The sequence below is a fragment of the Streptomyces anulatus genome, assembly GCF_014650675.1.
Classification (GTDB): domain Bacteria; phylum Actinomycetota; class Actinomycetes; order Streptomycetales; family Streptomycetaceae; genus Streptomyces; species Streptomyces anulatus.
Genome location: NZ_BMVK01000016.1, coordinates 1 through 22,820, shown reverse-complemented (window position 1 = coordinate 22,820; position 22,820 = coordinate 1). Strand labels below are relative to the sequence as shown.

The following is a 22,820-nucleotide window of genomic DNA, read 5'->3' as shown; positions in this document are numbered from 1 at the left end:
ATAAGGTGAGGGTGAACGCTATAGTGGGGACTCCGTGGACCACGAAGGAGAACCGCGATGCCGGGAGGCAGGCTCACTCAGCAGGAACGTCAGCAGATCGCGCTGGGGCTGGCCGACGGCCTCGCCTACGCGGAGATCGCCCGACGCCTGGACCGTCCGACCTCGACCATCACGCGTGAGGTGATGCGCAACGGCGGCCCCACCGCCTACCGCGCCGATCTCGCCCATCGCGCCACCGAACGCCGTGCGCACCGGCGGAAGCAGGCCGCCCCCCGGGAGGCGCAGGACTCGGCGCAGCCCTACGGGCGCGACGCGGAGGCCGTGCGGGAGTACGAGGAGCAGTTCACCACCGTCGTCATGGCGTCGGGCATGCCCCTGATGATGTCCCGGGTGCTGTCCTGTCTCACTCTCACCGACTCCGGCAGCCTCACCGCACCTGAGCTGGCCCAGCGCCTCCAGGTCAGCCCGGCGTCCATCTCCAAGGCGATCGCGTTCCTCGAAAGCCAGGGCATGGTCCGGCGGGAGCGTGACGAACGCCGTCGTGAGCGCTACATCGTCGACGACGACATCTGGTACCAGTCGATGATGGTGAGCGCCCGGGCCACCGCCCAGCTCGTCGAGACGGCGCGGCAGGGCGTGGACATCCTCGGCCCCGGCACTCCGGCCGCCGTCCGCATGGAGAACGTCGCCCGCTTCCTCGACTTCGTCTCCGAAGGCATAGCGCGCGCGGCGGAGCAGGCTCGCGAGATCCTCCACACGACATCGGGGGCGACGTCGGACCCGGCTGCGACAACGGCCCCGGGCGGCCCTGCCGGGCCGGGTCCGGGGCGCGCGTAGGCGGTGCTTCAGCCGCGGGCGGGCTGGGCGCCCCGCTCCGGGCGGGTGGTGCGGGACGGGGGCTTCGGCTCCCGGCCGGCCTCCGGCTGCGCGGTCGGTGTCTGCGCGCGGGTGCGGGCGAGGAAGCGGGTCAGCGTCCGGATCTCGAACTGGAACACCTCGACCCCGTCGGTCGAGTGCAGCTCCACGATCAGCTGCGTACGGCCGCACGGCCAGACGCGGACGTCGCCGCGCTCGATCGGGGTGCGCAGGCCGCGTTCCAGGAGGTCGCGGCCGAATGCCCAGTCGGTGCCGTCGGGCAGTCCGATGTGGACGGTGCGCCGGTCGTCGGCCGGGTCGTAACGCAGGTCGACGGGGACCGGGCGGGTCAGGGGGCCATCGGTGATGAGCCGGGCACGGGCATGTACTTCGATCACGGGGGACATGGGCCGGCTCCTCCTGTATGTGTAGCTCTGCCCTCTAATGTCCCATATTTTGCGGAAGCGGCGCGGTGAGCACGGTCCACCTGCTGGGCTTCTGCTCTTGCGCATGGTTCGCAGGAGGGCACTATTATTGATGGGTTCATGACCCCGCCCGCAGGACCTCGTCCGCATGGGCGTGGAGACCGTGCGGACCCCGCAGGAAGCGGAGCCTCCCATGCATGTACCCGATGGTTTCATCGATGCACCTGTCTCCGTGGCCGCCGGGGTGGTCGCCGCCGGCGCGGTAGCCGTCAGCCTGCGCGGCGCGCGCCGTGAGCTGGACGAGCGCACCGCCCCGCTCGCGGGGCTCGTCGCCGCCTTCATCTTCGCCGTGCAGATGCTGAACTTCCCCGTCGCGGCCGGCACCAGCGGGCATCTCATGGGCGGGGCGCTGGCCGCGATCCTGGTCGGGCCCTACACGGGGGTGCTCTGCGTCGCGGTGGTCCTGCTGATGCAGGGCATCTTCTTCGCCGACGGCGGTCTCACCGCCCTCGGCGTCAACGTCACCGTCATGGGCGTGGTCACCGTCCTCGTCGCGTACGGCCTGTTCCGGCTGCTGACCGGGGTGCTCCCGAGCACCCGCCGGTCGGCCACCGTCTCCGCCTTCGTCGCCGCCCTGGTCTCCGTACCGGCCGCGGCCGCCGCCTTCACGCTGCTCTACTGGATCGGCGGCACCACCGACATCCCGATCGGCAAGGTCTTCACGGCCATGGTCGGCGTGCACACCCTGATCGGCATCGGCGAGGCGGTCATCACCGCGCTGACCGTGGGCGCGGTCCTGGCCGTGCGCCCCGACCTGGTCCACGGCGTCAGCGGGATCGCCGCCCCTCTCAAGCTCCGCATCGACGGCGAACTGGTCGACGCCCCCGCCGCCACCCGCGACCCCGAACCGGCGGGCGCCGCCCGTTCCACCCGCGGGTTCTGGATCACCGGGCTGGTCTCCGCGTTCCTGCTCGCCGGGGTCGTCTCCTTCTACGCCTCCGCCGACCCGGACGGCCTGGAGAGGGTCGCCGCCGACCAGGGCATCGACGAGAAGGCCGAGGAGCACGGTGCCGCCGACTCCCCGCTCGCCGACTACGGCGTCGGGGACATCGCGAACGCCCGCCTCTCCGGCGGTCTCGCCGGAGTGATCGGCGTCAGCGCCACCGTCGTCGTCGGTACCGGCGTGTTCTGGGTGGTCCGCCGCCGCCACGAGGACGATCACGGCACCGTTTCCCACGACCACGACCACGACCACGACCGCGACCGCGACAGCGGCAACGACCGCGACCGCGACCGCGACAACGACCGCGACAGCGATCACGGGCACGTCTGACATGGGCGCGGGCCACGCCCACAAGCTCTACCGGCACGGACACTCGCCGGTCCACGACCTGCCCCCGCACTGCAAGCTCGCCGCCGTCTTCTGCTTCGTCCTCGTGGTCGTCTCCACCCCGCGCGAGGCGATGTGGGCCTTCGGGCTGTACGCGGCGCTGCTGGCCGCCGTCGCCGCCGTGGCCCGCGTCCCCGCCGGCTTCCTGCTGAAGCGGCTCGTCGTCGAGGTGCCGTTCGTCGCGTTCGCCCTGCTCATGCCCTTCGTGGTGCCGGGCGAGCAGACGAGTGTGCTCGGCGTCTCCGTCAGCGTGCCCGGCCTCTGGGGCGCGTGGAACGTCCTGGCCAAAGCCACCCTCGGCGTCGCCGCCTCGGTGCTGCTGGCATCCACCACCGAACTGCGCGCCGTCCTGCTCGGCCTCCAGCGCCTCAAGCTGCCGCCGCTGCTCGTGCAGATCGCCTCGTTCATGATCCGGTACGGGGACGTCGTCACCGACGAGATGCGACGCATGTCGATCGCCCGCCGCTCCCGGGGCTTCGAGGCGCGCGGCGTACGGCAGTGGCGGGTGCTCGCGGCCTCGGCGGGCGCCCTGTTCATCCGCTCCTACGAACGCGGCGAACGCGTTCACCTCGCCATGGTCAGCCGCGGCTACACCGGCGCCATGCCCGTCATCGACGAGGCGACCGCCACCCGCACCCAGTGGGCGTACGCGGCGGCCCTCCCCGCCCTCGCCCTCGCCGTCTGTCTGTTGGGATGGACCCTGTGACCTCCTCCACGGAATCCACGGAACCCTTCACGGATGACGCCCCGTCGCTCGAAGTCAGCGGCCTGGCCTACGCCTACCCCGACGGCCACCAGGCCCTCTTCGGGGTGAACCTGACCGTCTGCCGCGGCGAACGCGTCGCTCTCCTCGGCCCCAACGGGGCGGGCAAGACCACGCTCGTCCTGCACCTCAACGGCATCCTGGACGCCGGCTCGGGCACGGTGCGGGTCGCCGGACTCCCGGTCGCCAAACGGAATCTGGCCGAGATCCGCCGCCGGGTCGGCATCGTCTTCCAGGACCCCGACGACCAGTTGTTCATGCCCACCGTCCGCGAGGACGTCGCGTTCGGCCCGGCCACCGCCGGACTGCGCGGCCCGGAGCTGGAGGAGCGGGTCCTGGGCGCGCTGAAGCAGGTCGGCATGGAGGAGTACGCCGCCCGGCCGCCGCACCACCTCTCCTTCGGGCAGCGTCGCCGTGTCGCCGTGGCCACCGTCCTCGCGATGGAGCCGGAGATCCTCGTCCTGGACGAACCCTCGTCCAACCTGGACCCGGCATCCCGCCGCGAACTGGCCGATATCCTGCGCTCCTTGGACGTCACCGTGCTGATGGTCACCCACGATCTGCCGTACGCCCTGGAGCTCTGCCCGCGCGCCGTCATCCTCAGCGAGGGGGTCATCGCCGCCGACGACCGTACGCAGGACCTCCTCTGCGACGAGAAGCTGATGCGTTCCCACCGGCTGGAGCTGCCGTTCGGCTTCGACCCGCGCTCCGTCAGCATTCCGTCGGCGTAAACAGGTCGTGACAGCCCGGTGGTCACGGTGACCCGCCCCCCGAACACCCCGCCGGGACGTGCACCATGGGGGGATGAGCGGGAGCGCGGGAGTGAGCACGACGGCGGGCGCGGAAGCGGAATCGGGATCAGGCACGGGAGCGGAGCCAGGCAAGGGGTCCGAAACAGGCACGGAAACGACCGGGACAGGGTCCACGGCCGGAACCGTGGCCGCGACCGGGGCCGGGGTGACCGAGGCCGTCACCACGAGCGTGAGCAACGTGGATGTGGACGTACGGGGCACGGTCGCGCCCGGGTTCGAAGCGGTCGCGGACGCGTTCGTCCGTAACTTCGAGCAGCGCGGTGAGCGCGGCGCGGCCGTCGCCGTCTACCGCCACGGGCGCAAGGTCGTCGACCTGTGGGCCGGTACGAGAGACGTCGACGGCGTCGAACCATGGGCCGTCGACACCGTCCAGATCGTCCGCTCGGCGGGCAAGGGCATCGCCGCCGCCGTCCCCCTGCTGCTCCACCAGCGCGGGCAGGTCGACCTGGACGCCCCGGTCTCCACCTACTGGCCGGAGTTCAAGACGAACGGCAAGGAACGCGTCCTCGTCCGGGACCTCCTCGCCCACCGGGCCGGCGTCCCCGCCCTGGACACCCCCCTCACACCCGCCGAGGCCGCCGACGGGGTCTCCGGGCCCGCCGCCGTCGCCGCCCAGCGCCCGCAGTGGGAGCCCGGCACCGACCACGGCTACCACGCCCAGACCTACAGCTGGCTGATCGGCGAACTGGTCCGCCGTGCCACCGGCCGCACCATCGGCCGCTGGATCGCCGAGGAGATCGCCCGTCCGCTCGGCCTCGACTTCTGGTTCGGGCTCCCCGCCGACGAGGCCCACCGCATCGGCCGCATCGGTCCCGTGGAGCCCCCGGCCACGGGCACCGCCTCGGGCGCCCTGCGCGTACGTGCCAAACGCTCCGTCGTCGAGGCCTACCGCGACCCGGACTCCCTCACCCGCAGGGCGTTCGGCGCGATCGACCCGTTCCCCGACGAGAACGACCCCGCCTACCGCGCGGCCGAACTCCCCGCCTCGGGCGGCATCGCGACCGCCCGGGGTCTGGCCCGCTGCTACGCCGCGATGATCGGGCCCGTCGACGGCCACCGCCGCCTGTTCGCCCCCGCCACGCTCACGCTGGCCCGCACGGAGGAGTCGGCGGGCCCGGACCGGGTGCTGGTCGTCAACACCCGCTTCGGCCTGGGCTACATGCTGCACGGCCCGGCGGCACCGCTGCTGGGCCCCGGCTCCTTCGGCCACCCGGGACGCGGCGGCTCCCTCGGCTTCGCCGACCCCGAGTCCGGCATCGCGCTGGGCTATGTCACCAACGGACTCCAGAAGGGAGTTACCGCCGACCCCCGTGCCCAGGCCCTGGTCAGGGCAGTACGGTCGGCGCTATGACACCAGCACCCGCGCAGACCCCGGCCCGGTTCGCCGGATACAGCGTCCTGATCACCGCCGCAGGTCAGGGCATCGGAGCGGCGACGGCCCGCCGCCTGGCGGCGGAAGGGGCCGCCGTCCTCGTCACCGACCTGGACGCGAAGCGCGCCGCCCACACGGCGGCGGCGATACGCGAGGCGGGCGGCACCGCCGAATCCCTCGTCTGCGACGTGGCCGACCGGGCGGCGGTCGAGGCGGCCGTCGCCCACGCGGTCGCCGCCTTCGGCCGGCTCGACGTCCTGGTCAACAACGCCTACGCGGCGGGCCAGGACACCCCGCTCTTCGAGGACGAGACGGACGAGGTCTGGGAACGCGACCTGGACGTCACGCTCTCCGGCCCGTTCCGCTGCGCCCGCGCCGCGCTGCCGCACCTGGTCGCCTCGGGCCGGGGCGCGATCGTCACCATCGGCTCGGTCAACGGCGAACAGTCCTTCGGCGGCCACGCGTACAGCGCCGCCAAGGCGGGCCTGACCAGCCTCACCCGTACGCTGGCGGGCCACGCCGGACCACGCGGCGTACGCGTCAACCTGGTCGCCCCCGGCACGATCCGCACCGACGCGTGGGCGGGCCGCGACGCCGAACTGGAGCGGGCCGCCGCCCTCTACCCGCTGGGCCGCGTCGGCACCCCCGAGGACATCGCGTCCGCCGTGGCGTTCCTCGCCTCCACCGACGCCGCCTGGATCACGGGGACGACGCTGCGTGTGGACGGCGGGATCCTCGCGGTGAACACGGGCTTCCGGCAGGCGATGACGCAGCCGTAAATCCGTGGTCGAGCGTCGCCCGGGGGGCCTACCCTGCGCGGATGATCGACCACGGACACTCCGACAGCACCGGCCGCCCCGTCACCCTCCACGAGGTGGACGCGGACAACTGGCGGGCGGTCGCCGACAGCGCGCCCCGCGACGACCAGCGCGACTGGGTCCCGGCCCTGGCCGCCCGCTACCTGGTGCTGAGCAGCCGCGAGGACACCTGGACCTCGCTGGCCGTGTGCACGGGCGGCGAGGTGGCCGGGCACATCATGTGGGCCCGGGACGAGGACGGTTCGCACTGGATCGGCGGCATGCTGATCGACGCCGCCCACCAGGGAACCGGCATCGGCCGCGCCGCCGTACGGACCCTGGCCTCCTGGCTCTCCACCCGCGAGGACGGCACGGCGGTGCGCCTCTCCTACGCCCCGGCCAACGAGGCCGCCGCGCACCTGTACACGTCGCTGGGCTTCCGCCCGACGGGGGTGGAGGAGGACGGCGAGGTGGTGGCGGAGTGGGGGTAGCGGCACGGCGGGGGAGAACGGGGGAGGCTCCGGCTCCCGGCCGGTTCCGCCCGCCGCGACCGCTGTGCCTCAGCCGTTCCGCCGCAGCCGCGCCCGGAGTCGGGACGTGACCGCCTCCGGGGTGTCGGGCAGTGCGGCCGCGAGGGTGAGGGCGGCCTTCAGGTGGTCGGCCGTGGCGGTGGGGTCCGCGTGCACCGCTCGTACGAGCCGTGCGTCGTCCATCGGGACCAGGCAGTACCGCCAGGCCGGGTGGCCGTGCGACCCGGCGTAGCGGGCGGTCAGCAGTTCGGCGGGGGTCAGTGCCTCCGGTCTGCGGAGGAGGATGGTCGCGAGGCCCGCCTGCCGGACGAGGTAGCAGATCTGCTCGGGCTCGGACTCGTTGCGGCGGTGGTCGTCGTGGACCTGGTAGATCAGGCCGTACACGAGCAGCGCCTCGCGTTCGGTGAGCGGGCTCGGCAGTCGTACGTCCCGCCAGAACGCCTCGACGGCGGCCGCGTTCACAGGGGGCCGCGGCCCTGACCCGTCCGTGGAGGTCGCCAGCCGTACGGCTCCGAGGGCGACGGTCCCCTCGGAGAGCCGCCGGCGGTAGCGGAGCCCCCGCGCCGCCTCCGGGCCGGCGGCCCGGACCGCTCGCTCCACGCCCTCGACGGTCTCGCCGTCCGTCCATTCCAGCGTCCACCGTCCCGTGTCCGGGTCGTGGACCGCCTCGACCTCCGCGCCCGACTCCCGTGCGACCAGGGCGGCGAGGGCGTGCGGATGGCCGGCGGGAGCCGGTGTCCCGTCCCTGTCCGGCACGGTGCCCACCTACCGCTCGGCGTTCAGGACCATCAGGCCCTCGGGGTCGGGCACGGGGACGAACCCGACCTTCGCGTACAGCTCGTGGGCGTCCAGCGTGGCGAGGAGGGTCCGCTTCAGCCCGTACGGGGCGAGATGGTCGCGCACGGCGGTCGCCAGCCGTACGCCGAGGCCCCGGCCGCGATGCGCCGGGTCCACGTAGACGTCGCAGAGCCAGGCGAAGGTCGCCCGGTCCGTGACGACCCGGGCGTAGGCGACCTGGGCCCCGTCGGCGTCGTAGACACCGAAGTTGAGCGACCCGTCCATGGACCGTTCGACGAGGTCGCGGCTGCGGCCGAGTGCCCAGAAGGCGTCGGTGGAGAGCCAGTGGTGCACCAGGGTGACGTCGAGCCGTCCGGGATCGGTGTCGATCTCGTACCCGTCGGTGCCCTGGTTCCTGTTCCCGTCTTCGCTGCGCGTGGTGGACGTCATGGGCTGGGATCGTAGTCGTGGCGCGGTGCGGGCCCGGGCGCGAGGTGGGCGGGCAGGGCCGGGGAAGCGCTTGACCCTCACGTGGCGTGATGCCCCATAGTCCGTGCCATGGAGGAGCACCTGACCGTGGGGCGCGTGGCCGGACTGGCCGACGTGAGCGTCCGCACGCTGCACCATTACGACGAGATCGGCCTCGTGCGTCCGTCCGAGCGGACGGCCGCCGGGTACCGGGCCTACACGGCGGGCGACGTGGAGCGCCTCCGCGAGGTGATCGCCTACCGGCGGCTGGGCTTCGGACTGCGTGAGATCGCCGATCTGGTCGACGACCCGGATACCGACGCGGTCGCGCACCTGCGCCGGCTGCGCGGCCTGCTGCGGGAACAGCGCGACCGCGCCGACGGCATGGTGACGGCCATCGACAGGGAGCTGGAGGCACGGGCCATGGGGATCAGAACAACGCCGGAGGAGCAACTGAGGGTGTTCGGGGCCCAGTTGTACGACGTCATCGGGTCCGCCTACCCGGCCACACGGTGCACGGAGCCACGGATCGCCGCGCGCATCTGGGAGGCGCTCGGGGACGCGCGGACCGTGCTCAACGTGGGGGCGGGCATCGGCTCCTACGAGCCCCCGGACCGCGACGTGACGGCGGTGGAACCGTCGGCGGTCATGCGGGCGCAGCGCCCGGCGGACGCCGCTCCGTGCGTGGCCGCCGCCGCGGAGCGTCTCCCGTTCGAGGATCAGTCCTTCGACGCCGCGATGGCGGTCAGCACCGTGCATCACTGGCGGGACCCGGTCGCCGGGCTGCGGGAGATGCGGCGGGTGGCCCGCCGCGTGGTCGTGTTCACGTACGACGCGAGTGGCAGCGGCTGGCGTCAACGCTTCTGGCTCACCTGCGACTACCTGCCCGAATTCGCCGGCCTGCTCGTCGACTGGCCGTCACTGACCGACCTGACCCATGCGATCGGGGGCCGCGCGGAGCCGGTGCTCATCCCGTGGGACTGCGCCGACGGATTCTTCGAGGCCCACTGGCGTCGGCCCGAGGCGTACCTCGACGAACAGGTGCGCCGCGCGGTATCGGTGTGGACCCGAGTCGGGCCGGAGGCCGAACAGCGGGCGGTGGACGGCCTCCGCGCCGATCTTTCCTCGGGTCGGTGGGCCGAGCGCAACCGTGACCTCGCCGCCCTCGACACGGCGGAACTGGGCCTCCGCCTTCTCGTGGCCTGAGCCGTCGGTTCGGTCAGGTCGGTAGGTGGCCGGGGGTGGTGGAGCGGAAGGCGCGGGCGCAGTCGTCGCAGGTCTGGAAGGGCCCGGGTCGCACCGGCGCACGACCCGGTGGGAGACGTCACCGTACGAGGTCGATCTCCGCCCAGACCGTCTTGCGCGGGACCGGCCCGGGGACGATCCCCCAGTGGTCCGCCAGCGCCTCGACGATGAGCAGGCCGCGTCCCGTCTCCGCGTCGTCCTCGGGCGGCTTCACGGCCCCCGGCCCGGGCGGCACGCTGTCCCCGCGCGTGTCGGTGACCTCGATCCGCAGCGTGCCTCCGCCGACCGTCAGGCCGAGTTGGAAGTCCCGCCCCTTCACGCGCCCGTGCACCGTGGCGTTGGCCGCCAGCTCGGCGACGATGTGCGCCGCCGTCTCCGCTTCCGACGGGAGCCCCCACGCGCCGAGATGGGCCACGGTGAGCAGCCGGGCGAGCCGGGCCCCTCGGCGTGTGGGGGACAGCAGCACGGTGAACGCCCGGTCTGCGTGCAGGTGTTGGATGCGGACGATTTCTTGGTTCATGTCACTCAGCGTGGCCGCATCTGCGTACCGTGCCCAGTGACCGAGCCCTTGCGTACGGTGATTGTCCAGGGCTTGTCCGGCGTTGTCCCGGCTGTCCGCAGTGACGTGCGGGGAAGGGACGCGGTTGGGAAAAGAACGGCAGGCGCGTTGGAAGCGGGGGCTCGCATGAGCGTGGTCGGCGACGGTACGGAGCGTGGGGACGGCGGGGTGGACGAGCCCGGCTGGGACGTCGATCCCGATGACGAGTCGGGAGCGGCGGTGGTCGCGGCGGTGGGCCGCCAGATCAAGGCCTGGCGCGAGGCGGCGGGCATGCGGGCCTGCGAGCTGGGGTTGGCGCTGGGCTACGGCGAGGACCTCGTCTACAAGGTCGAGGGCGGCCGGCGCATCCCGCGCCCGGAGTTCATGGACGGCGTGGACCGGGCGGTCGGGGCGGGCGGCAAGCTCGCGGCGATGAAGTCCGACCTGGCGGAGGTGCGGTACCCGAAGAAGATCCGCGAGCTGGCCAAGCTGGAGGCTGCGGCGGTGGAGCTCTCGGCGTACGGCAGCCACAACATCCATGGCCTCTTGCAGACCGAGGACTACGCGCGGGCGTTGTTCGGGATGCGTAGGCCCGCGTTCTCGCAGGACGAGGTGGAGAGGTTGGTGGCCGCTCGTGTGGCCAGGCAGTCCATCTTCGGCCGCTCGCCTGCACCGGAACTCAGCTTTGTCCAGGAAGAGGTGACACTGCGACGCCACCTTGGAGGCAGAATGGTGTGGCGTCGACAGTTGGAACGGCTCCTGGAAGCAAGCGAACTGCGCCATGTCGAGATTCAGGTGATGCCGACCAGTCGCGACGAGCATGCCGGAATGGGCGGTGAGATGCAGGTGCTGAAGTTCAGGGATGGATCGGCGGTGGGGCGCTCCGAGGGCGACTTCGGGAGCCGACCGGTCTCCGACCCGAAGCACCTCCGGATCATCGAGCTGCGGTGTGGCATCCTGCGGGCGCAGGCTCTCAACCCGAGGGAGTCGAGGGCCTTCATCGAGCAAGTACTGGGAGAGACATGATCAGCGAGACCTCTGCCGGGGACGCTTCCAAGCTGGAGTGGGTCAAGAGCAGCTACAGCGACAGCAGTAACAGCAACGAATGCGTCGAGGTCGCCACCGCCCCTGACGTCGTCCACGTACGCGACTCCAAGAACCTTCAGGGACCCCGTCTCGCCGTCGCGCGCGCCGCGTGGAAGGCCTTCGTCCCGTACGTCGGCGAAGGCCGCTGACCCCCGCCTCACCCCGTGTGCAGCATCAGCCCGATGCCCACCACCATCAGCCCCGCAGCCGCGATCCTCGGGGCCCCGAAGCGCTCCTTGAAGAACAGGGTGCCGATCGCCGCGCCCACGATGATCGACGATTCGCGCAGCGCCGCGATCGGGGCGAGCGGGGCCTTCGTCTGGGCCCAGAGGACCAGCCCGTACGCGGCCACCGAGAGAGCCGCGCCGATCAGGCCGCGTACCGCGTAGGGCCTTAGCTGCGGCAGGAGTTCGGCGCGGCGGCGGTAGTACGCGTACGCCGGGATCGCCAGGCCCTCCAGGATCATCAGCCAGGCGATGTAGCCCAGCGGGGTGCCCGATGCGCGCACGCCGACGCCGTCGACCGTGGTGTACCCGGCGATGGCCAGGCCGGTGCCGAGGGCCGCCACGATCGCCGGCCAGTGCGGGCGCTTGCCGGAGCCCCGGATGCCCCACAGTGCCAGTCCGACCAGGCCGGCCGAGGCCACGGCCACGCCCGCCGTGGCCCAGGCGTTCGGACGCTCGCCGACGAACACCGCCGCCAGGACCGTCACCACCAGCGGAGCCGTGCCCCGGGCGATCGGGTACATCTGGCCGAAGTCGCCGAGCGTGAACGAGCGCATCAGCAGCAGCATGTACAGCACGTGCAGGGCGGCCGAGGTCACCAGGTACGGCCAGGCCCCGGCAGCCGGGAACGGGGTGAACAGGGCCATCGCCACGCCGATCAGCAGACCGCCGCCGGAGATCAGCGTGAAGGAGACCAGCTGATCCTTGATCGCGTGGGCGATGGCGTTCCAACTGGCATGCGTGACGGCGGCTATGAGGACCGCGAGGGCGACCAGAGGGGTCACTTGGCGGGCTCGCGCACATCCGCGACCGTCGCGCCCGCGTGGGCGATCAGTGTTTTCGGGTCGAGCGGGAACACCGTGTGCGGGGTGCCCGCCGCCGCCCACACCACCGCGTGGTCCAGGAGGCGTCGGTCGGCCAGGACGCGGGTCCTGGTGGCGTGGCCGAAGGGGGGCACGCCCCCGATCGCGTAACCCGTCGTCTCCCGGACCAGGTCCGCGTCCGCCCGCTTGACCTTCTGCGCGCCGAGTTCGCGGCGTACCAGCTCGACGTCCACCCGGGACGCCCCGTCCATCAGGACCAGTACCGGCACGCCGTCCGCCGTGAAGACCAGCGACTTGACGATCTCGCTCAGCTCGCAGCCGACCGCCGCCGCGGCCTCGACGGCGGTCCTGGTCGCGTCCGGGAAGCGGCGCACCTCGACCTGGAGGCCCAGCTCGGCCAGCGCCTCGGCGAACCGGGGGTGGGCGTGGGAGACGGGGGCGGCGGGCGTGGTCCCGGGGGGTTCCGATGTGCTCATGGCTGCACGCTAGCGGTAGGTGCAGTATGCATGCGAGGGGGTTCCGGAGCCTGGGCTCACCCCGCCGGGTGGGAGCCCGGGGTGTGGCCGAACGTGCGGCGGAAGACCTCGATGAAGGCGCTGGTGGACGACCAGCCGCACTGGTGCGCCACCGCGGTCACCGGCGTCCGCCCGGTCAGCAGGATCAGGGCGTGGTGGAGGCGGAGCTGGGTGCGCCACTGCGGGAAGGTCATGCCGAGGTCGCTGCGGAACAGCCGGGACAGGGTCCGGTCGCTCGCCCCGACCCGGCGGCCGAGTTCGGCGAGCGTACGGCTGTCGCCCGGGTCGGCCTGGAGGATGTCGCACAGGGCGCGCAGCAGAGGGGCGGTGGGAGTGGGCAGGTGCAACGGCTGCTGCGCGGACGCCCGCAGCTGGTCGAGGAGCACGGCGCGGAGGCGGGCCCGTTCGGGGCAGTCGTCGCCCTCCGCGCGGGTGTAGGCGATGAGGAGTTCGCGCAGCAGCGGGCTGACGGCCAGCACGGTCGGTGTGTCGAGGCCGAGCGGGTTCTCGGTGACGGGCAGCCCCACCAGATGCAGGTCGAGTTCGCCGTAGGCCCGGTGCGCGTGCACCGTACCGGCGGGCACCCAGATCGCGCGCGTGCCCGGGGCGACCCAGGACCCCTCGCCGGTCGTGACGGTCAGCACCCCGCGCCCCGCGTAGACGATCTGGTGGTCGTCGTGCCGGTGGGCGTCGATCGATCCGCCGGGCGCCAGCCGCCGGGTGCGGGTCGGCGCCACGGGATCGTGGCGGATGTTCGTCATCATGTGGCAGTTTATCGAAAGCGCGACAACGCCCCCGGGCCGGAACATGGCGGGATGCGAAGGAACACGCCGATCGTCCTGCTGTCCGTGGGCCATGCCTGCGTCGATATCTACCAGGGCTCCGTCGCGGCCCTGGTGCCGTTCTTCATCGCCGAGCGTTCCTACTCCCTCGCGGTCGCCTCGGGCATCGTGCTGGCCGCCTCGCTGCTGTCCTCCGTGGCGCAGCCGCTGTTCGGCGTACTCACCGACCGCTGGGCCATGCCGTGGCTCCTGCCGGCCAGCACGCTGCTCGGCGGTCTCGGCATCGCGCTGAGCGGCCTGAGCGGTTCCTATCCGCTGACCCTGGTGTTCGTCGCGCTGTCGGGGATCGGGGTGGCCGCCTACCACCCCGAATCCGCCCGCGTCGCCCGGATCGCCGGCCGGGGCAGCCACCGGGCGATGGGCTGGTTCGCCACGGGCGGCACGGTCGGCTTCGCGCTCGCCCCGCTCATGGTCGCCGCCGTGATGAGCGTCGGCGGGCTGCGCTGGACGCCCCTGCTGGTGCTGCCGGCCCTCGTCGGCGCCGCGTTGTGCCTGCCCGTCGTGCGCGTCCTCCAGGAGAGGCAGGCCGCCGCCGGCTCCCGTACGACGCCGCCGGCCGGAAGCGACGACGTCGCCTCCTTCGTGAGGCTGTCCGTGGCCGTCGTGTTCCGGTCGATCGCGTTCATCGGCCTGAGCACCTTCATCTCGCTGTACGTCCGCCAGCGCCTGGGCGGCGGCATGGCCGTGGGCACGGCGGCCCTGTTCGTGCTCTACCTCGGCAGTACGGTCGGCTCGGTGCTCGGCGGGTCCCTGGCCGCCCGGTGGGACCGGGTGGCGGTCGCGCGCTGGTCGTACCTGGTCACGGCCGCGGCCGTCGCGGGCGTGGTGTGGGTGCCCGGCCCGGCCGTCTTCCTGTTCCTGGCGCTGACCTCGGCCGGCCTGTACGTGCCGTTCTCGCTACAGGTCACGCTCGGCCAGGACTACCTGCCCTCCCGGGTCGGTACCGCCAGCGGGATCACCCTCGGCCTGACCGTCAGCATCGGCGGCCTGGCCAGCCCCGCGATCGGCGCGCTGGCCGACACCACGTCCCTGCAGACCGCCCTGGCGCCTCTCGTGGCGATGCCCCTGCTGAGCTGGCTGCTCTTCCGCACCCTGCCCGAACCGCGCCTGCCGGGGCCTCGGTTCGGGGCGCCCGCGGAAGCGGACGGGGCCGTCGTCCGGGCGGCGAAACCTGGATGACCCGGGGCGGGGGTGCTCCTACGCTCGTCCCATGGACACGGGCGGGCAGGGCGAGCAGTTGCTGAATGTGGTCGACGTCGAGGCGACCTGCTGGGAGGGGCAGCCGCCGCCCGGCCAGGTCAGCGAGATCATCGAGATCGGCCTCACCGTCGTCGACCTGCGCGCGGGCGAGCGGGTGGCCAAGCACCGGCTGCTGGTCCGGCCCGCGCGCTCGACGGTCAGCCCGTTCTGCACGGAGCTGACCGGGCTGACGCAGGCGGAGGTGGACGGCGGCCTGTCGTTCGCCGAGGCGTGCCGGACACTGGCCGCCGAGCACCGTACGGGCCTTCTGCCGTGGGCCAGTTGGGGCGACTACGACCGCAACCAGTTCACCCGCCAGTGCCGGGCGACGGGCACGGATTACCCCTTCGGGCAGAGCCACACGAACGCCAAGGTCGCCTTCACCGCCGCGTACGGGCTGCGCCGCCGCCCCGGTATGGCCCAGGCGCTGACCGTGGCCGGCCTCCCGCTGGAGGGCCGCCACCACCGGGGCGACGACGACGCGTGGAACATCGCCGCCCTGGTGCTGGACCTGGCGGGGCGGGGGGACTGGGCGGCGGGCTGATGGCCCGGGGCCTGCCCCGGGCCCCGCGTACCCGTGCCTCGTACTCCGGACTCCGTGCCGCGTACCCGTGCCTCGTACTCCGGACTCCGTGCCCCGTACGGCTGCGGCCTCAGCCGCCCGCGCGCAGCACCTCCGCCACGACCGGGCCCGCCGCGTCGCCGCCGTGGCCGCCGGTCTGGACGACCGCCGCCGCGGCGAGGTCGTTGCTGAAGCCGGTGAACCAGCTGTTGGAGGTGTCCTGCCCGTCGACCTCCGCCGAACCGGTCTTGGCGCCCTTGTCGCCGCCCACCGAGGCCATCGCCTTCGCGCCGGTGCCCCAGGCCGCCGTGGCGCGCATCATCGTCGTGAGCTGCTGGGTGACGGACGGCGACAGCGAGCGCGTGGCCGTCGCCAACTCCCGGTTGTCCAGGGACTGCGGGACGATGACCGGCTGGCGGAACGTGCCCGTGCGGGCAGTGGCGGTGATGGACGCCATGTTGAGGGCGTTCATCTGGACCGTGCCCTGGCCGATGTACTGGGCGGCGGCCTCACCCTGCACCTCCTCCGGAACGCTGCCGTCGGTCGTGACGACACCGGTCTTCCAGTCCAGACCGATCCCGAAGACCTCCCGCGCCTCCTTGGCGAGCGCCGAGTCGTCGTCGACGTCGTCGATCAGCTTGACGAAGGCGGTGTTGCACGACCGGGCGAAGCTCTGCGTGAACGTGGAGCCGTCCGGCAGCGAGAAGTACTTCAGGTTGTGGATCGTGCGGGTGTAGTACCGGGCTTCCTTGGGGCACTCCGCCGCCCCGTTCGCCGTGACCAGGCCCTTCTCCAGCAGCATCGCCGCCGTCATGATCTTCAGCGTGGAGCCGGGAGCCTGCTTTCCCTGCATCGCCGCGTTGAACCCGGTCGCCGGGTTGTTGGCCACCGCGCGGATCGCCCCGGTGGACGGCTTCACCGCGACCACGGAGGCCTCCGCGTACTTCTTCACCGCCCGCTCGGCCGCTTCCTGCGCGCCCGCGTCGATCGTCGTCCGGACCTTGCCGGGCTTGCCCTTGGCCAGCGTCAGCAGATTGACGTCGGGCTGGGTCTCGTCGGCGGGCTCGATCCACGTCTCGATGCCGGGCGAACCGCCCGCGCTCTCCCCGTACTTCTCGCGCAGTGTGTCCAGGATCGGCCCGAGCGAGGGGTACTTCTCCTTGGTCAGTACCTTCCCGTTGTGGTCGACGGCCTCGATCGTCGGCGTCGAGGCCTCGCCCGTCCTCAGCGTCGCGCCCTCCGTCAGCTGCGGGTGCACAATCGTCGGGGCCCAGTCGACCAGGGCCTTGCCCGTCGTCAGGCCACGCACCACGGTCAGCTCCGAGGCGTACGAAAGGGGCTTGGACTTCCCCTCGTACGAGACCGTCGCCTTGACCGTGTAGGGCACCTTCGTGCCGACGGCCGGGCCGGGGGTGATCTTCACCTTGCCGATGCGGGCGTCCTCGCCGTACGAGGCGAGCACCGGCGCCGAGCCCGACTCGTTGTTGGTGAGGAGGGACGCGGCGGACGCGTCCCCCGCCGCCCACGCGTCGAGGAAGCCCTTCGACGTCTCCGCTATCTCCTCCGCGCTCGGCGGCCCCGTCTTCACCTTCGACGACTCGGACGCGCTCCGCGTACCGCCGTCCCCGCCGACCGTGTCCCCGAGCATGCTGTACGCCCCGTAGCCGATTCCTCCGGCCATCAGGACGAACACTCCACCGATCACGGCGACCTTCGCTCCACTGCGCATCTCGCAGTCCCCCTCCCCAGGAGAGCCCCTTGAACACGTTCAAGGGGCAACTGTGAGGAACCCTAAAGGGTTGTGGCAGGCGGTGAGGGCGTTGTTACCGGACCGGAATGCTTGGCCGGAAAGCGCTCTCCGCCGTGTGGGGCCGCGTGACGCGGTGCGAGGTAGGTGCGAGGTGGTGCGAAGCGGTGTGGGTGCCGTGTGATGTCGTGTGAGGGAGGACCGGCGTGGGAAGACTGGCCGGTAATGCACGGGGGAGCAAGCGTCGGGGGGCGTACGGCATGGGCATACAGAGGCGCGCGGCGGTGGCCCGGTGACGGCCTATCACATCAAGCATCTGCCGACCGGGATCCTGCCCGAAGGCGCATCCGACACCTGGACCGTGACCGGGGACGGCGTCGCCTCCCGGCTCTCCGGCGGCATCGCCCCCTGGGCCGTGACCGACGCCGAGCGCTGGCGGAAGGCGGCGGCCCCGGCCGTACTCGCCCCGGCCGTGGGCGGCTGGGTGCTGGCCGCCCTGGTAGCGGTGGCGTACGTCCTGCTGTTCGGGCTCTCGTCCGCGTCCCTGGCCTGGCGCAGCGGGCCCGGGGACGGGACGGACTGGCTGAGGTATCCGGGGCCGGTCCTGCTGACCGCCCTGCCGCTCTGGTACCGGTACGTTCCGGTCGCGGCCGTGCCGGCGGCCCTGCTCCTCGCCGGGGAAGCGGGGCTGGCCCTGGCCCGGCCGGGTGACGTGGACGCCTCGGCGAGGGCCGGATGGCTGGTGGTCCTCACCGCCTGCGCCGTCGCGTTCACGGGAAGCTGCCTTCGGCTGCGGGCCCGGCGCCGGCAACGGGCCCTGGCCCTCGCCGCGGCGGGAGAACGCCGCTTCCCGCTGCCCCAGGGCACCCCGGAATCGGACGGCCACCGAGGCCACCAGCACGTCTACCTCGGGCTGGCTCTCTGCCTCGTCGCCGCAGGCATCCTGGCCGACGGCCTGGTCGAGGACCTGACCTCGGGTGGCGTCGGGTACGACGCCGTCGGGCAGCAGCGCATCGGTCTGGTGCTCCTCGCCGCCGGCACGACCTTCGGTGGCTGGGGCCAGCTCGCCTACCGGGCGGCGCGTCGGCTGTACGAGGAGGAGCAGCCGGCCCTGATCGTGGGCGTGCGCGCCGGGGCGGACGGACGCCACTGGGTGTGCGCGGACGCCCGCACCCGCTCGGCGGCCCCCCTGATCGCGTACACCCCCCGCAAGAGCGACACCCGAGAACGGACACGGCTCCTGGGCAGCGGCTCGGCGTACGCGGTGGGGAACGGGCACCACGACGTCGACCCGAAGCACGAGCCCTTCGAAGCGGTCCTGTACGGCACCCTCGCGGAGGGCGACGAGGTCGTCCTCGAATACGCCTGCGCCGAATACCACCGCCACCAGGAGATGGGGCGGATGTACGCGACCGTGACCACGGTCCCGCTCCGCCCGGACCGCCGCCACAAGCTCGGCCCGTGGGAACCGGCGGACGGCGCCGCCCGGCAGCAGGAGCGGCTGCGCGAGGGCCGGGAGCGGGCGGAGCGCTACCGGCAGGCGCAGCGCGAGGCGGAGGAGCGCCGCAAGAACCCACCACCGCCCCGCTCGTCGCGCGGGTCGAGCGGGAGGGGCTCCGGAAGCCGGAACGGCGGGGGCGGCTGCGGCTCCAGTTGCGGGTCGAGCTGCGGAGGCGGCTGCGGGGGCGACTGAGCGCGCACTGCCGCCGGGCTACTGCGCCCAGTCGAAGACGTCCGACTCCAGGTCGATCTGCGCGTTGCCGCCGCCGAGGTTGAACCCGCCGACGCCGTCCTCCAGCTCGAAGACGTACGGGGTCAGCCCCTCGGGCATCACCTGGCAGGGCATGACCGTTCCGCCCAGGTGCGAGGTTCCCTCGATGGACGACCAGAACTCCTGGAGCTGCTCGTCCTCGGAGGACCAGGCGGCCACATAGCCGCCCTCGCCGTCCTCCGACGGGGCTATGCCGGTGTTCGGGTCGTCGGCGCGCTCGCCGAGCCAGACCGTGGTCTCCGGGGTGCTGTCGTCCCAGGCGTTCAGGCCGCGGCTGTACTCGTCGCCGAGACCGGCCGGGCGGATGTCGGCCGGGGGACCGATGCGGGGCGCGGCGAACTCCTCGGCGGTGAGCCACAGGAGCGCGTGCGCGCCGCCGATGAGGTCTTCCAGATCCCGCTGCTGGGGATGGCGTGCCGCCGCCGTCGCGGCCACCGCCGCGAGGAACGGATCGGCGGCCTGCTCCGCGGTGGGCGCGGTGCCCTCCAGGAGTCCGGCCACACCGTCGATGTCGGTGGCGACATGGTCGTCGGCCTGGAAGAAGGAGATGGCCACCAGGTCCTCGCCCTTGCGCCGGTAGTCCTCCGGCAGTTCGAGGGTGATGACATGGATCATCGGCAGCCCGGTGACGGGACTCCGGGGCCACGCGGCCGTCCCGATGCCGGGCGCACGACCGCCGCACCACCCCGCGACGCGGGCACCGGGCAGATCGATCTCGATGGTCTTGCCGGGACGGACCGTCAGCTCGTCCGCGGACTCCCCGAACCCCAGTTCGTACGACTTCACCGTGTGCCTTTCGTTCGAATGCGACGGCGCTCAACCTACGCGAGGGCACTGACAGCCCCGCCTACCCTGCTCGGGGACGAGGAAGCGGAACGTCGGCTCGGCGCCGACGGGCAAGGGGGGGAGCCGGATGGGCGGCGAAGCGAACGGGGGCGCGTCCGCAGTGCGCGCCCCGGCGAACACGGGTGCGGTCGGCGGGCGGACCGTGGTGGCGGACCTCCCGGTGGGCAGCGGGGGCGGCCGCCCTCTACCTGGCGCGGCAGAGGCGAACGCGAAATCGATGATGTGACTGATGTGTGAACGCCGAATTGCCGGGCACCAGGATCTTCGCAACGAGGTCCCGGCGACATTCGGAGCCGGGAGGTATTGGTGAGGTGCACTGAGACCGTTGTGAAGCGCAGGCGCAAACGCGTCTGAACCGACTTGACGATGGGAAATGAAAATGATCGTCCTTGGACTTATTCTGCTGATCATCGGCCTGCTTGTCGGTATGGGGCTGCTGACGACCATCGGCGGCATCCTCATTCTGGTGGGTGCCATCCTGTGGATCCTGGGCGCGACCGGCCGCGCGGTGGGCGGGCGAAAGCACTTCTTCTGAGCCTCGGGTTCGGAGGAGTGAGAGGCCAGGAATTCTGTCGACCGGACGGAATCCTGCGAAATGCGGGCGGGCCGCGACGACTTGTCGTCGCGGCCCGCCCGCATTTCGGCTTCCTGCCCCGGTTCCACCGCGGTGCCTACACCCAGGTGTCCAGCCACATCCGGTCCCGCCACAGGTCCTCCGGGATCGACGTCCCCGTGAACAGCGGCCAGAAGTAGATGAAGTTCTGCGACGCAGGCGCGGCACCGCCGATGACCAGCCAAAACGGCTCCAGAGAGCGGGCCGTCACTCGTCGTGGGCCGCCTCTGGGCCGTGATCATGGTTTTGCGGCCCCTGATACAGGGTGTCCACCGCGTTGCGGGTGCGCAGTTCGCTGCTCGGCATCAGGTGGGTGTACGTCCGCAGGGTGAACCCCGCGTCCGCATGCCCCAGATACCGGCTCAGCGCTTTGATGTTCTCGCCAGCATCCAGTAGCACGGAGGCGTAGAAGTGCCTCAACGCGTGCATGCCGTGCTCACGGGCGGAGGCGTACCGCTCGCCCTCTTCAGGCTCCGGAATGATCCCGGCAGCGGCCAGAGCGGGCTTCCACATGAAGTCGTTGAAGTGGCTCACCCGGACGTGCATGCCGGCCGCTCCGCTGAAATACAAGCGCTTGGTGCGCCGCTCCCCATCCACGGTGCGCCACGGCACGCTGACGGAGATGGGTGGGAAGGCGGCAGCGTGAGACCGGAGCGCGTCCGCTACCGCTCTGGGGAGGGGCACCTGCCGGGTTTTCCCACCCTTCGGGGGAGCGAAGACGTACCGACCTCGGAGCCGTTTGAACTGGTGGCTCACGGTGACCCAGCCACCTTCAAAGTCGACCTCGTCCACGGAGAATCCGAAGATCTCTCCCTGACGCAGCCCGCACCCCCCCGCCCAGATCCACGGCTGCACGGTGAACAGTTGGCTGGAGGTCCACGGCTTCACCGTCGCGTCCCCGGCTTTCGGCATCTGCACGGAGCGGGCCTTGAAGGGATTCCGCGCTAGCAGCTCGTCATCGACGGCCGCGTTGAAGACGGCGGACACTGTCGCCGCGATCACCCGGCGGTGGGTCTCGTTCGGGATGGACTTCTTCAGCACCCCCCAGCCAGGTGCGGACGTGCTCCGGTTTGAAGGAGCCGAGCGGCCGACTCCCGATGGTCGGGTAGGCGTGCAGCCTGAGCCGTCGCTCGGCGCCTTCCCCACTGTTGACCTCTCCGGCGTGCGAGGACACCCAGCGTTCGGCGTACTGCTGGAAGGTGGTTCGGCCTGCTTTCGGGTCTACGTACTGGCCGCTGTCCATGTCGGCCTCGGTCTTGCTCAGCCACTTCTCTGCGAGTCGCTTCTGTCGGTCCGGGAAGGACTTGGACTTCTCGGTGCCGTCGGGGCCGATGTAGCGGGCGCGGTAGCGGAGTCCGGAGCCGTATCGGTCGCTCTTGACCCGGCGGTCCTTGCCGTCGGGCCCGGGTTCGGTTTTGTACCAGCGGTTTTGGATGTGGCCGGCCACGGGGTGCTCCTGTCGGGGCGCGACCAGTGGTGGTCGCGCCCCTGTGGGTGGTGGGTCAGGCTGCTTCGCGGTCAATGTTCTTGAGGTGGGTGACGTGGGCGAGTACTTCAGCGGGGTCGTAGCGGATGTGCTTGCCGATGCGGAAGCCGGGCGGGCCGATCTGCTTCTTGCGCCAGGCGTAGACGGTCTCTTTGGGCACCTCGAAGATTTCGGCGATGTCGTCGGGGGTGAGGTAGCGGTCGGGGAGGCCGCCCCGGAGGGTGGCGCGGGGGTCGGGTTTCGGTGCCACGGGATCTCCATGGGGCGGCGACGGGCGGCGTGGTTGTCCGAGGTGTGGATTTCTGCGTCACCGCGTCACCCGCGTCACCTAGGGGGTGTGACCTGCGGTTTTGGGTGACGCAGCGGCGCGGGGCTGCGTCACCCGTGCGTCACCTTCTGCGTCACCGGATGACGTGGGGGTGACGCGGGTGACGCAGGGGTGACGCAGGATTCGCCGTCTGCGTCACCCCTGTCTGTCCTGCTCAGGGGCCGTTTTCCGTCCCTGGTGACGCAGGTGACGCAGACTCCCCTACTTAGGAAAAGAAGGGGGTGTCTGTAGTAGTGGCGGTGATCCTTCAGGCGAAGTGAGGGGCCCTTCGGGCACGCCTGTTGGGCGGCGCTGCCGCCGAACAGCAAGAGGAGCACCCGGCGGGGGCGTGCTCCTCTTGCTTGTCCTCCGGTGATCGGTGCGGACAGAACGCCGCTGCCTGCTCCGGTTGCTCAGGGGGCGGGGATGCGGCCGGGCGGGTCATTTCGAGGTAGCGGCCTGCTTTGGTGCGTCCGCTGTCGATGAGGACGCCCCGGGCGGCGAGGGTGGGTTGCAGGCGCTTGAGACGGTCGGAGAGCACCTTGCCCGTGGTCGGCCACCCCTTTCGGCAGAGGCCGTAGCTCCTCGCCGCTGTAGAGGCGGCTCAGGGCGTGCAGCCATTTGCCAGCGACCGCCCTAATCGGTAGACGTGATTTCCGGGAAAGGGCATGCTGCGGCCTCCTGGATGGCGGTCGCTGTATGAAGCTGGCGATGAGGTTGGAGTGGTTTGCTGGCAGTGTGAGTGCAGTGGCGAGTGTGAGTGCAGTGCCAGTGCTGGCAGTGTGA

Annotated in this window: 25 protein-coding genes and 2 pseudogenes; 14 read left to right on the top strand and 13 right to left on the bottom strand. The window is 71.8% G+C overall.

Annotation, left to right across the window (positions count from 1 at the left end; translation table 11 throughout):
- Positions 1 to 57 precede the first annotated feature (57 nt).
- A complete protein-coding gene (locus IE272_RS30055) occupies positions 58 to 837 on the top strand; it encodes a MarR family transcriptional regulator (protein WP_057663500.1) in 780 nt (259 codons plus the stop codon).
- A gap of 8 nt (positions 838 to 845) precedes the next feature.
- On the opposite strand, the gene IE272_RS30050 is transcribed toward IE272_RS30055, so the two are convergent.
- A complete protein-coding gene (locus tag IE272_RS30050; RefSeq protein ID WP_098893620.1) occupies positions 846 to 1,262 on the bottom strand; it encodes an SsgA family sporulation/cell division regulator in 417 nt (138 codons plus the stop codon).
- A gap of 211 nt (positions 1,263 to 1,473) precedes the next feature.
- Here IE272_RS30050 and IE272_RS30045 point away from each other — a divergent pair, with 211 nt between their 5' ends.
- From IE272_RS30045 to IE272_RS30020, 6 genes are all read left to right on the top strand, one after another.
- Entirely contained in the window at positions 1,474 to 2,613 is a 1,140-nt protein-coding gene (locus IE272_RS30045; RefSeq protein WP_190008967.1) for an energy-coupling factor ABC transporter permease, read from the top strand.
- A gap of 1 nt (position 2,614) precedes the next feature.
- The gene (cbiQ, locus tag IE272_RS30040; RefSeq protein ID WP_056711830.1) at positions 2,615 to 3,376 is read left to right on the top strand and encodes a cobalt ECF transporter T component CbiQ; all 762 of its coding nucleotides are present in this window, start codon (positions 2,615 to 2,617) and stop codon (positions 3,374 to 3,376) included.
- The gene (locus IE272_RS30035; RefSeq protein ID WP_190008965.1) at positions 3,364 to 4,164 is read left to right on the top strand and encodes an energy-coupling factor ABC transporter ATP-binding protein; all 801 of its coding nucleotides are present in this window, start codon (positions 3,364 to 3,366) and stop codon (positions 4,162 to 4,164) included. The genes cbiQ and IE272_RS30035 overlap by 13 nt, the downstream gene beginning before the upstream one ends.
- Positions 4,165 to 4,429: 265 nt before the next feature.
- Complete coding sequence (locus tag IE272_RS30030; RefSeq protein ID WP_050359028.1) at positions 4,430 to 5,596, top strand: serine hydrolase domain-containing protein; 1,167 nt, start codon at positions 4,430 to 4,432, stop codon at positions 5,594 to 5,596.
- On the top strand, positions 5,593 to 6,396 hold the full coding sequence (locus IE272_RS30025) for an SDR family NAD(P)-dependent oxidoreductase (RefSeq protein ID WP_050358857.1): 804 nt from the start codon (positions 5,593 to 5,595) through the stop codon (positions 6,394 to 6,396). The genes IE272_RS30030 and IE272_RS30025 overlap by 4 nt, the downstream gene beginning before the upstream one ends.
- 41 nt (positions 6,397 to 6,437) lie before the next feature.
- Positions 6,438 to 6,905: a GNAT family N-acetyltransferase gene (locus tag IE272_RS30020; RefSeq protein ID WP_190008963.1), complete on the top strand. Its 468-nt coding sequence runs from the start codon at positions 6,438 to 6,440 to the stop codon at positions 6,903 to 6,905.
- Positions 6,906 to 6,974: 69 nt separating this feature from the next.
- Here the strand turns inward: IE272_RS30020 and IE272_RS30015 are convergent, their stop codons facing one another.
- Positions 6,975 to 7,700 (bottom strand): hypothetical protein, encoded by a 726-nt coding sequence (locus IE272_RS30015; protein WP_229897817.1) that lies wholly within the window; start codon positions 7,698 to 7,700, stop codon positions 6,975 to 6,977.
- A 9-nt stretch (positions 7,701 to 7,709) separates the two neighbouring features.
- Positions 7,710 to 8,171, bottom strand: coding sequence for a GNAT family N-acetyltransferase (locus tag IE272_RS30010; protein WP_190008959.1), 462 nt, complete (start codon positions 8,169 to 8,171; stop codon positions 7,710 to 7,712).
- A 108-nt stretch (positions 8,172 to 8,279) separates the two neighbouring features.
- Between IE272_RS30010 and IE272_RS30005 the strand changes: the two genes are divergently transcribed.
- Complete coding sequence (locus tag IE272_RS30005; RefSeq protein WP_190008957.1) at positions 8,280 to 9,395, top strand: MerR family transcriptional regulator; 1,116 nt, start codon at positions 8,280 to 8,282, stop codon at positions 9,393 to 9,395.
- 118 nt (positions 9,396 to 9,513) lie between these two features.
- Here IE272_RS30005 and IE272_RS30000 read toward each other — a convergent pair whose 3' ends face one another.
- A complete protein-coding gene (locus tag IE272_RS30000; protein WP_050358865.1) occupies positions 9,514 to 9,954 on the bottom strand; it encodes an ATP-binding protein in 441 nt (146 codons plus the stop codon).
- A 165-nt stretch (positions 9,955 to 10,119) separates the two neighbouring features.
- Between IE272_RS30000 and IE272_RS29995 the strand changes: the two genes are divergently transcribed.
- Both IE272_RS29995 and IE272_RS29990 read left to right on the top strand, forming a co-directional pair.
- Positions 10,120 to 10,998 carry a helix-turn-helix domain-containing protein gene (locus IE272_RS29995; RefSeq protein WP_057663480.1) on the top strand — a complete coding sequence of 293 codons (879 nt, stop codon included), beginning with the start codon at positions 10,120 to 10,122 and terminating at the stop codon, positions 10,996 to 10,998.
- Positions 10,995 to 11,207 (top strand): DUF397 domain-containing protein, encoded by a 213-nt coding sequence (locus tag IE272_RS29990; protein ID WP_057663477.1) that lies wholly within the window; start codon positions 10,995 to 10,997, stop codon positions 11,205 to 11,207. The genes IE272_RS29995 and IE272_RS29990 overlap by 4 nt, the downstream gene beginning before the upstream one ends.
- An 8-nt stretch (positions 11,208 to 11,215) precedes the next feature.
- On the opposite strand, the gene IE272_RS29985 is transcribed toward IE272_RS29990, so the two are convergent.
- Genes IE272_RS29985 through IE272_RS29975 form a run of 3 tightly spaced genes read right to left on the bottom strand, consistent with a single transcriptional unit; the run spans position 11,216 to position 13,382 of the window.
- The gene (locus IE272_RS29985) at positions 11,216 to 12,067 is read right to left on the bottom strand and encodes an EamA family transporter (RefSeq protein WP_050358868.1); all 852 of its coding nucleotides are present in this window, start codon (positions 12,065 to 12,067) and stop codon (positions 11,216 to 11,218) included.
- Positions 12,064 to 12,582 carry a YbaK/EbsC family protein gene (locus IE272_RS29980; RefSeq protein ID WP_073960711.1) on the bottom strand — a complete coding sequence of 173 codons (519 nt, stop codon included), beginning with the start codon at positions 12,580 to 12,582 and terminating at the stop codon, positions 12,064 to 12,066. Before IE272_RS29980 ends, IE272_RS29985 begins: the two co-directional genes overlap by 4 nt.
- Before the next feature lie 56 nt (positions 12,583 to 12,638).
- Positions 12,639 to 13,382, bottom strand: a complete 744-nt coding sequence (locus tag IE272_RS29975) for an AraC family transcriptional regulator (protein ID WP_098893508.1) — start codon at positions 13,380 to 13,382, stop codon at positions 12,639 to 12,641.
- 54 nt (positions 13,383 to 13,436) lie between these two features.
- Between IE272_RS29975 and IE272_RS29970 the strand changes: the two genes are divergently transcribed.
- Positions 13,437 to 14,642 (top strand): MFS transporter, encoded by a 1,206-nt coding sequence (locus IE272_RS29970; RefSeq protein WP_190008955.1) that lies wholly within the window; start codon positions 13,437 to 13,439, stop codon positions 14,640 to 14,642.
- A gap of 31 nt (positions 14,643 to 14,673) precedes the next feature.
- Entirely contained in the window at positions 14,674 to 15,246 is a 573-nt protein-coding gene (locus IE272_RS29965) for a 3'-5' exonuclease (protein ID WP_190008953.1), read from the top strand.
- 109 nt (positions 15,247 to 15,355) lie between these two features.
- Here the strand turns inward: IE272_RS29965 and IE272_RS29960 are convergent, their stop codons facing one another.
- The gene (locus IE272_RS29960) at positions 15,356 to 16,993 is read right to left on the bottom strand and encodes a penicillin-binding transpeptidase domain-containing protein (protein WP_190008951.1); all 1,638 of its coding nucleotides are present in this window, start codon (positions 16,991 to 16,993) and stop codon (positions 15,356 to 15,358) included.
- Positions 16,994 to 17,303: 310 nt separating this feature from the next.
- Between IE272_RS29960 and IE272_RS29955 the strand changes: the two genes are divergently transcribed.
- Positions 17,304 to 18,704 carry a hypothetical protein gene (locus IE272_RS29955; protein ID WP_190008948.1) on the top strand — a complete coding sequence of 467 codons (1,401 nt, stop codon included), beginning with the start codon at positions 17,304 to 17,306 and terminating at the stop codon, positions 18,702 to 18,704.
- Between the two features lie 18 nt (positions 18,705 to 18,722).
- On the opposite strand, the gene IE272_RS29950 is transcribed toward IE272_RS29955, so the two are convergent.
- Positions 18,723 to 19,568, bottom strand: coding sequence for a hypothetical protein (locus tag IE272_RS29950; protein ID WP_057663469.1), 846 nt, complete (start codon positions 19,566 to 19,568; stop codon positions 18,723 to 18,725).
- Positions 19,569 to 20,001: 433 nt separating this feature from the next.
- Here IE272_RS29950 and IE272_RS29945 point away from each other — a divergent pair, with 433 nt between their 5' ends.
- Positions 20,002 to 20,163 (top strand): hypothetical protein, encoded by a 162-nt coding sequence (locus tag IE272_RS29945; RefSeq protein ID WP_169808519.1) that lies wholly within the window; start codon positions 20,002 to 20,004, stop codon positions 20,161 to 20,163.
- Between the two features lie 136 nt (positions 20,164 to 20,299).
- Here the strand turns inward: IE272_RS29945 and IE272_RS29940 are convergent, their stop codons facing one another.
- The 4 genes and pseudogenes from IE272_RS29940 to IE272_RS38890 all read right to left on the bottom strand — a co-directional run.
- A complete protein-coding gene (locus IE272_RS29940; RefSeq protein ID WP_190009090.1) occupies positions 20,300 to 20,452 on the bottom strand; it encodes a hypothetical protein in 153 nt (50 codons plus the stop codon).
- Positions 20,449 to 21,688, bottom strand: a pseudogene (locus tag IE272_RS29935) (tyrosine-type recombinase/integrase). Before IE272_RS29935 ends, IE272_RS29940 begins: the two are co-directional and overlap by 4 nt.
- A 55-nt stretch (positions 21,689 to 21,743) precedes the next feature.
- Entirely contained in the window at positions 21,744 to 21,977 is a 234-nt protein-coding gene (locus IE272_RS29930) for a helix-turn-helix domain-containing protein (protein ID WP_030710539.1), read from the bottom strand.
- A gap of 463 nt (positions 21,978 to 22,440) precedes the next feature.
- Positions 22,441 to 22,657 (bottom strand): annotated as a pseudogene (locus IE272_RS38890) (AICE-type RepA C-terminal domain-containing protein); the annotation flags it as partial.
- Between the last annotated feature and the right edge of the window lie 163 nt (positions 22,658 to 22,820).

Coding starts and splice junctions, on each gene's coding strand:
- IE272_RS30055 (WP_057663500.1), top strand. CDS start 58: ATGCCGGGAGGCAGGCTCACTCAGCAGGAACGTCAGCAGATCGCGCTG.
- IE272_RS30050 (WP_098893620.1), bottom strand. CDS start 1,262: ATGTCCCCCGTGATCGAAGTACATGCCCGTGCCCGGCTCATCACCGAT.
- IE272_RS30045 (WP_190008967.1), top strand. CDS start 1,474: ATGCATGTACCCGATGGTTTCATCGATGCACCTGTCTCCGTGGCCGCC.
- cbiQ (WP_056711830.1), top strand. CDS start 2,615: ATGGGCGCGGGCCACGCCCACAAGCTCTACCGGCACGGACACTCGCCG.
- IE272_RS30035 (WP_190008965.1), top strand. CDS start 3,364: ATGGACCCTGTGACCTCCTCCACGGAATCCACGGAACCCTTCACGGAT.
- IE272_RS30025 (WP_050358857.1), top strand. CDS start 5,593: ATGACACCAGCACCCGCGCAGACCCCGGCCCGGTTCGCCGGATACAGC.
- IE272_RS30020 (WP_190008963.1), top strand. CDS start 6,438: ATGATCGACCACGGACACTCCGACAGCACCGGCCGCCCCGTCACCCTC.
- IE272_RS30010 (WP_190008959.1), bottom strand. CDS start 8,171: ATGACGTCCACCACGCGCAGCGAAGACGGGAACAGGAACCAGGGCACC.
- IE272_RS30005 (WP_190008957.1), top strand. CDS start 8,280: ATGGAGGAGCACCTGACCGTGGGGCGCGTGGCCGGACTGGCCGACGTG.
- IE272_RS30000 (WP_050358865.1), bottom strand. CDS start 9,954: ATGAACCAAGAAATCGTCCGCATCCAACACCTGCACGCAGACCGGGCG.
- IE272_RS29995 (WP_057663480.1), top strand. CDS start 10,120: ATGAGCGTGGTCGGCGACGGTACGGAGCGTGGGGACGGCGGGGTGGAC.
- IE272_RS29990 (WP_057663477.1), top strand. CDS start 10,995: ATGATCAGCGAGACCTCTGCCGGGGACGCTTCCAAGCTGGAGTGGGTC.
- IE272_RS29980 (WP_073960711.1), bottom strand. CDS start 12,582: ATGAGCACATCGGAACCCCCCGGGACCACGCCCGCCGCCCCCGTCTCC.
- IE272_RS29975 (WP_098893508.1), bottom strand. CDS start 13,382: ATGACGAACATCCGCCACGATCCCGTGGCGCCGACCCGCACCCGGCGG.
- IE272_RS29970 (WP_190008955.1), top strand. CDS start 13,437: ATGCGAAGGAACACGCCGATCGTCCTGCTGTCCGTGGGCCATGCCTGC.
- IE272_RS29965 (WP_190008953.1), top strand. CDS start 14,674: ATGGACACGGGCGGGCAGGGCGAGCAGTTGCTGAATGTGGTCGACGTC.
- IE272_RS29960 (WP_190008951.1), bottom strand. CDS start 16,993: ATGCGCAGTGGAGCGAAGGTCGCCGTGATCGGTGGAGTGTTCGTCCTG.
- IE272_RS29945 (WP_169808519.1), top strand. CDS start 20,002: ATGAAAATGATCGTCCTTGGACTTATTCTGCTGATCATCGGCCTGCTT.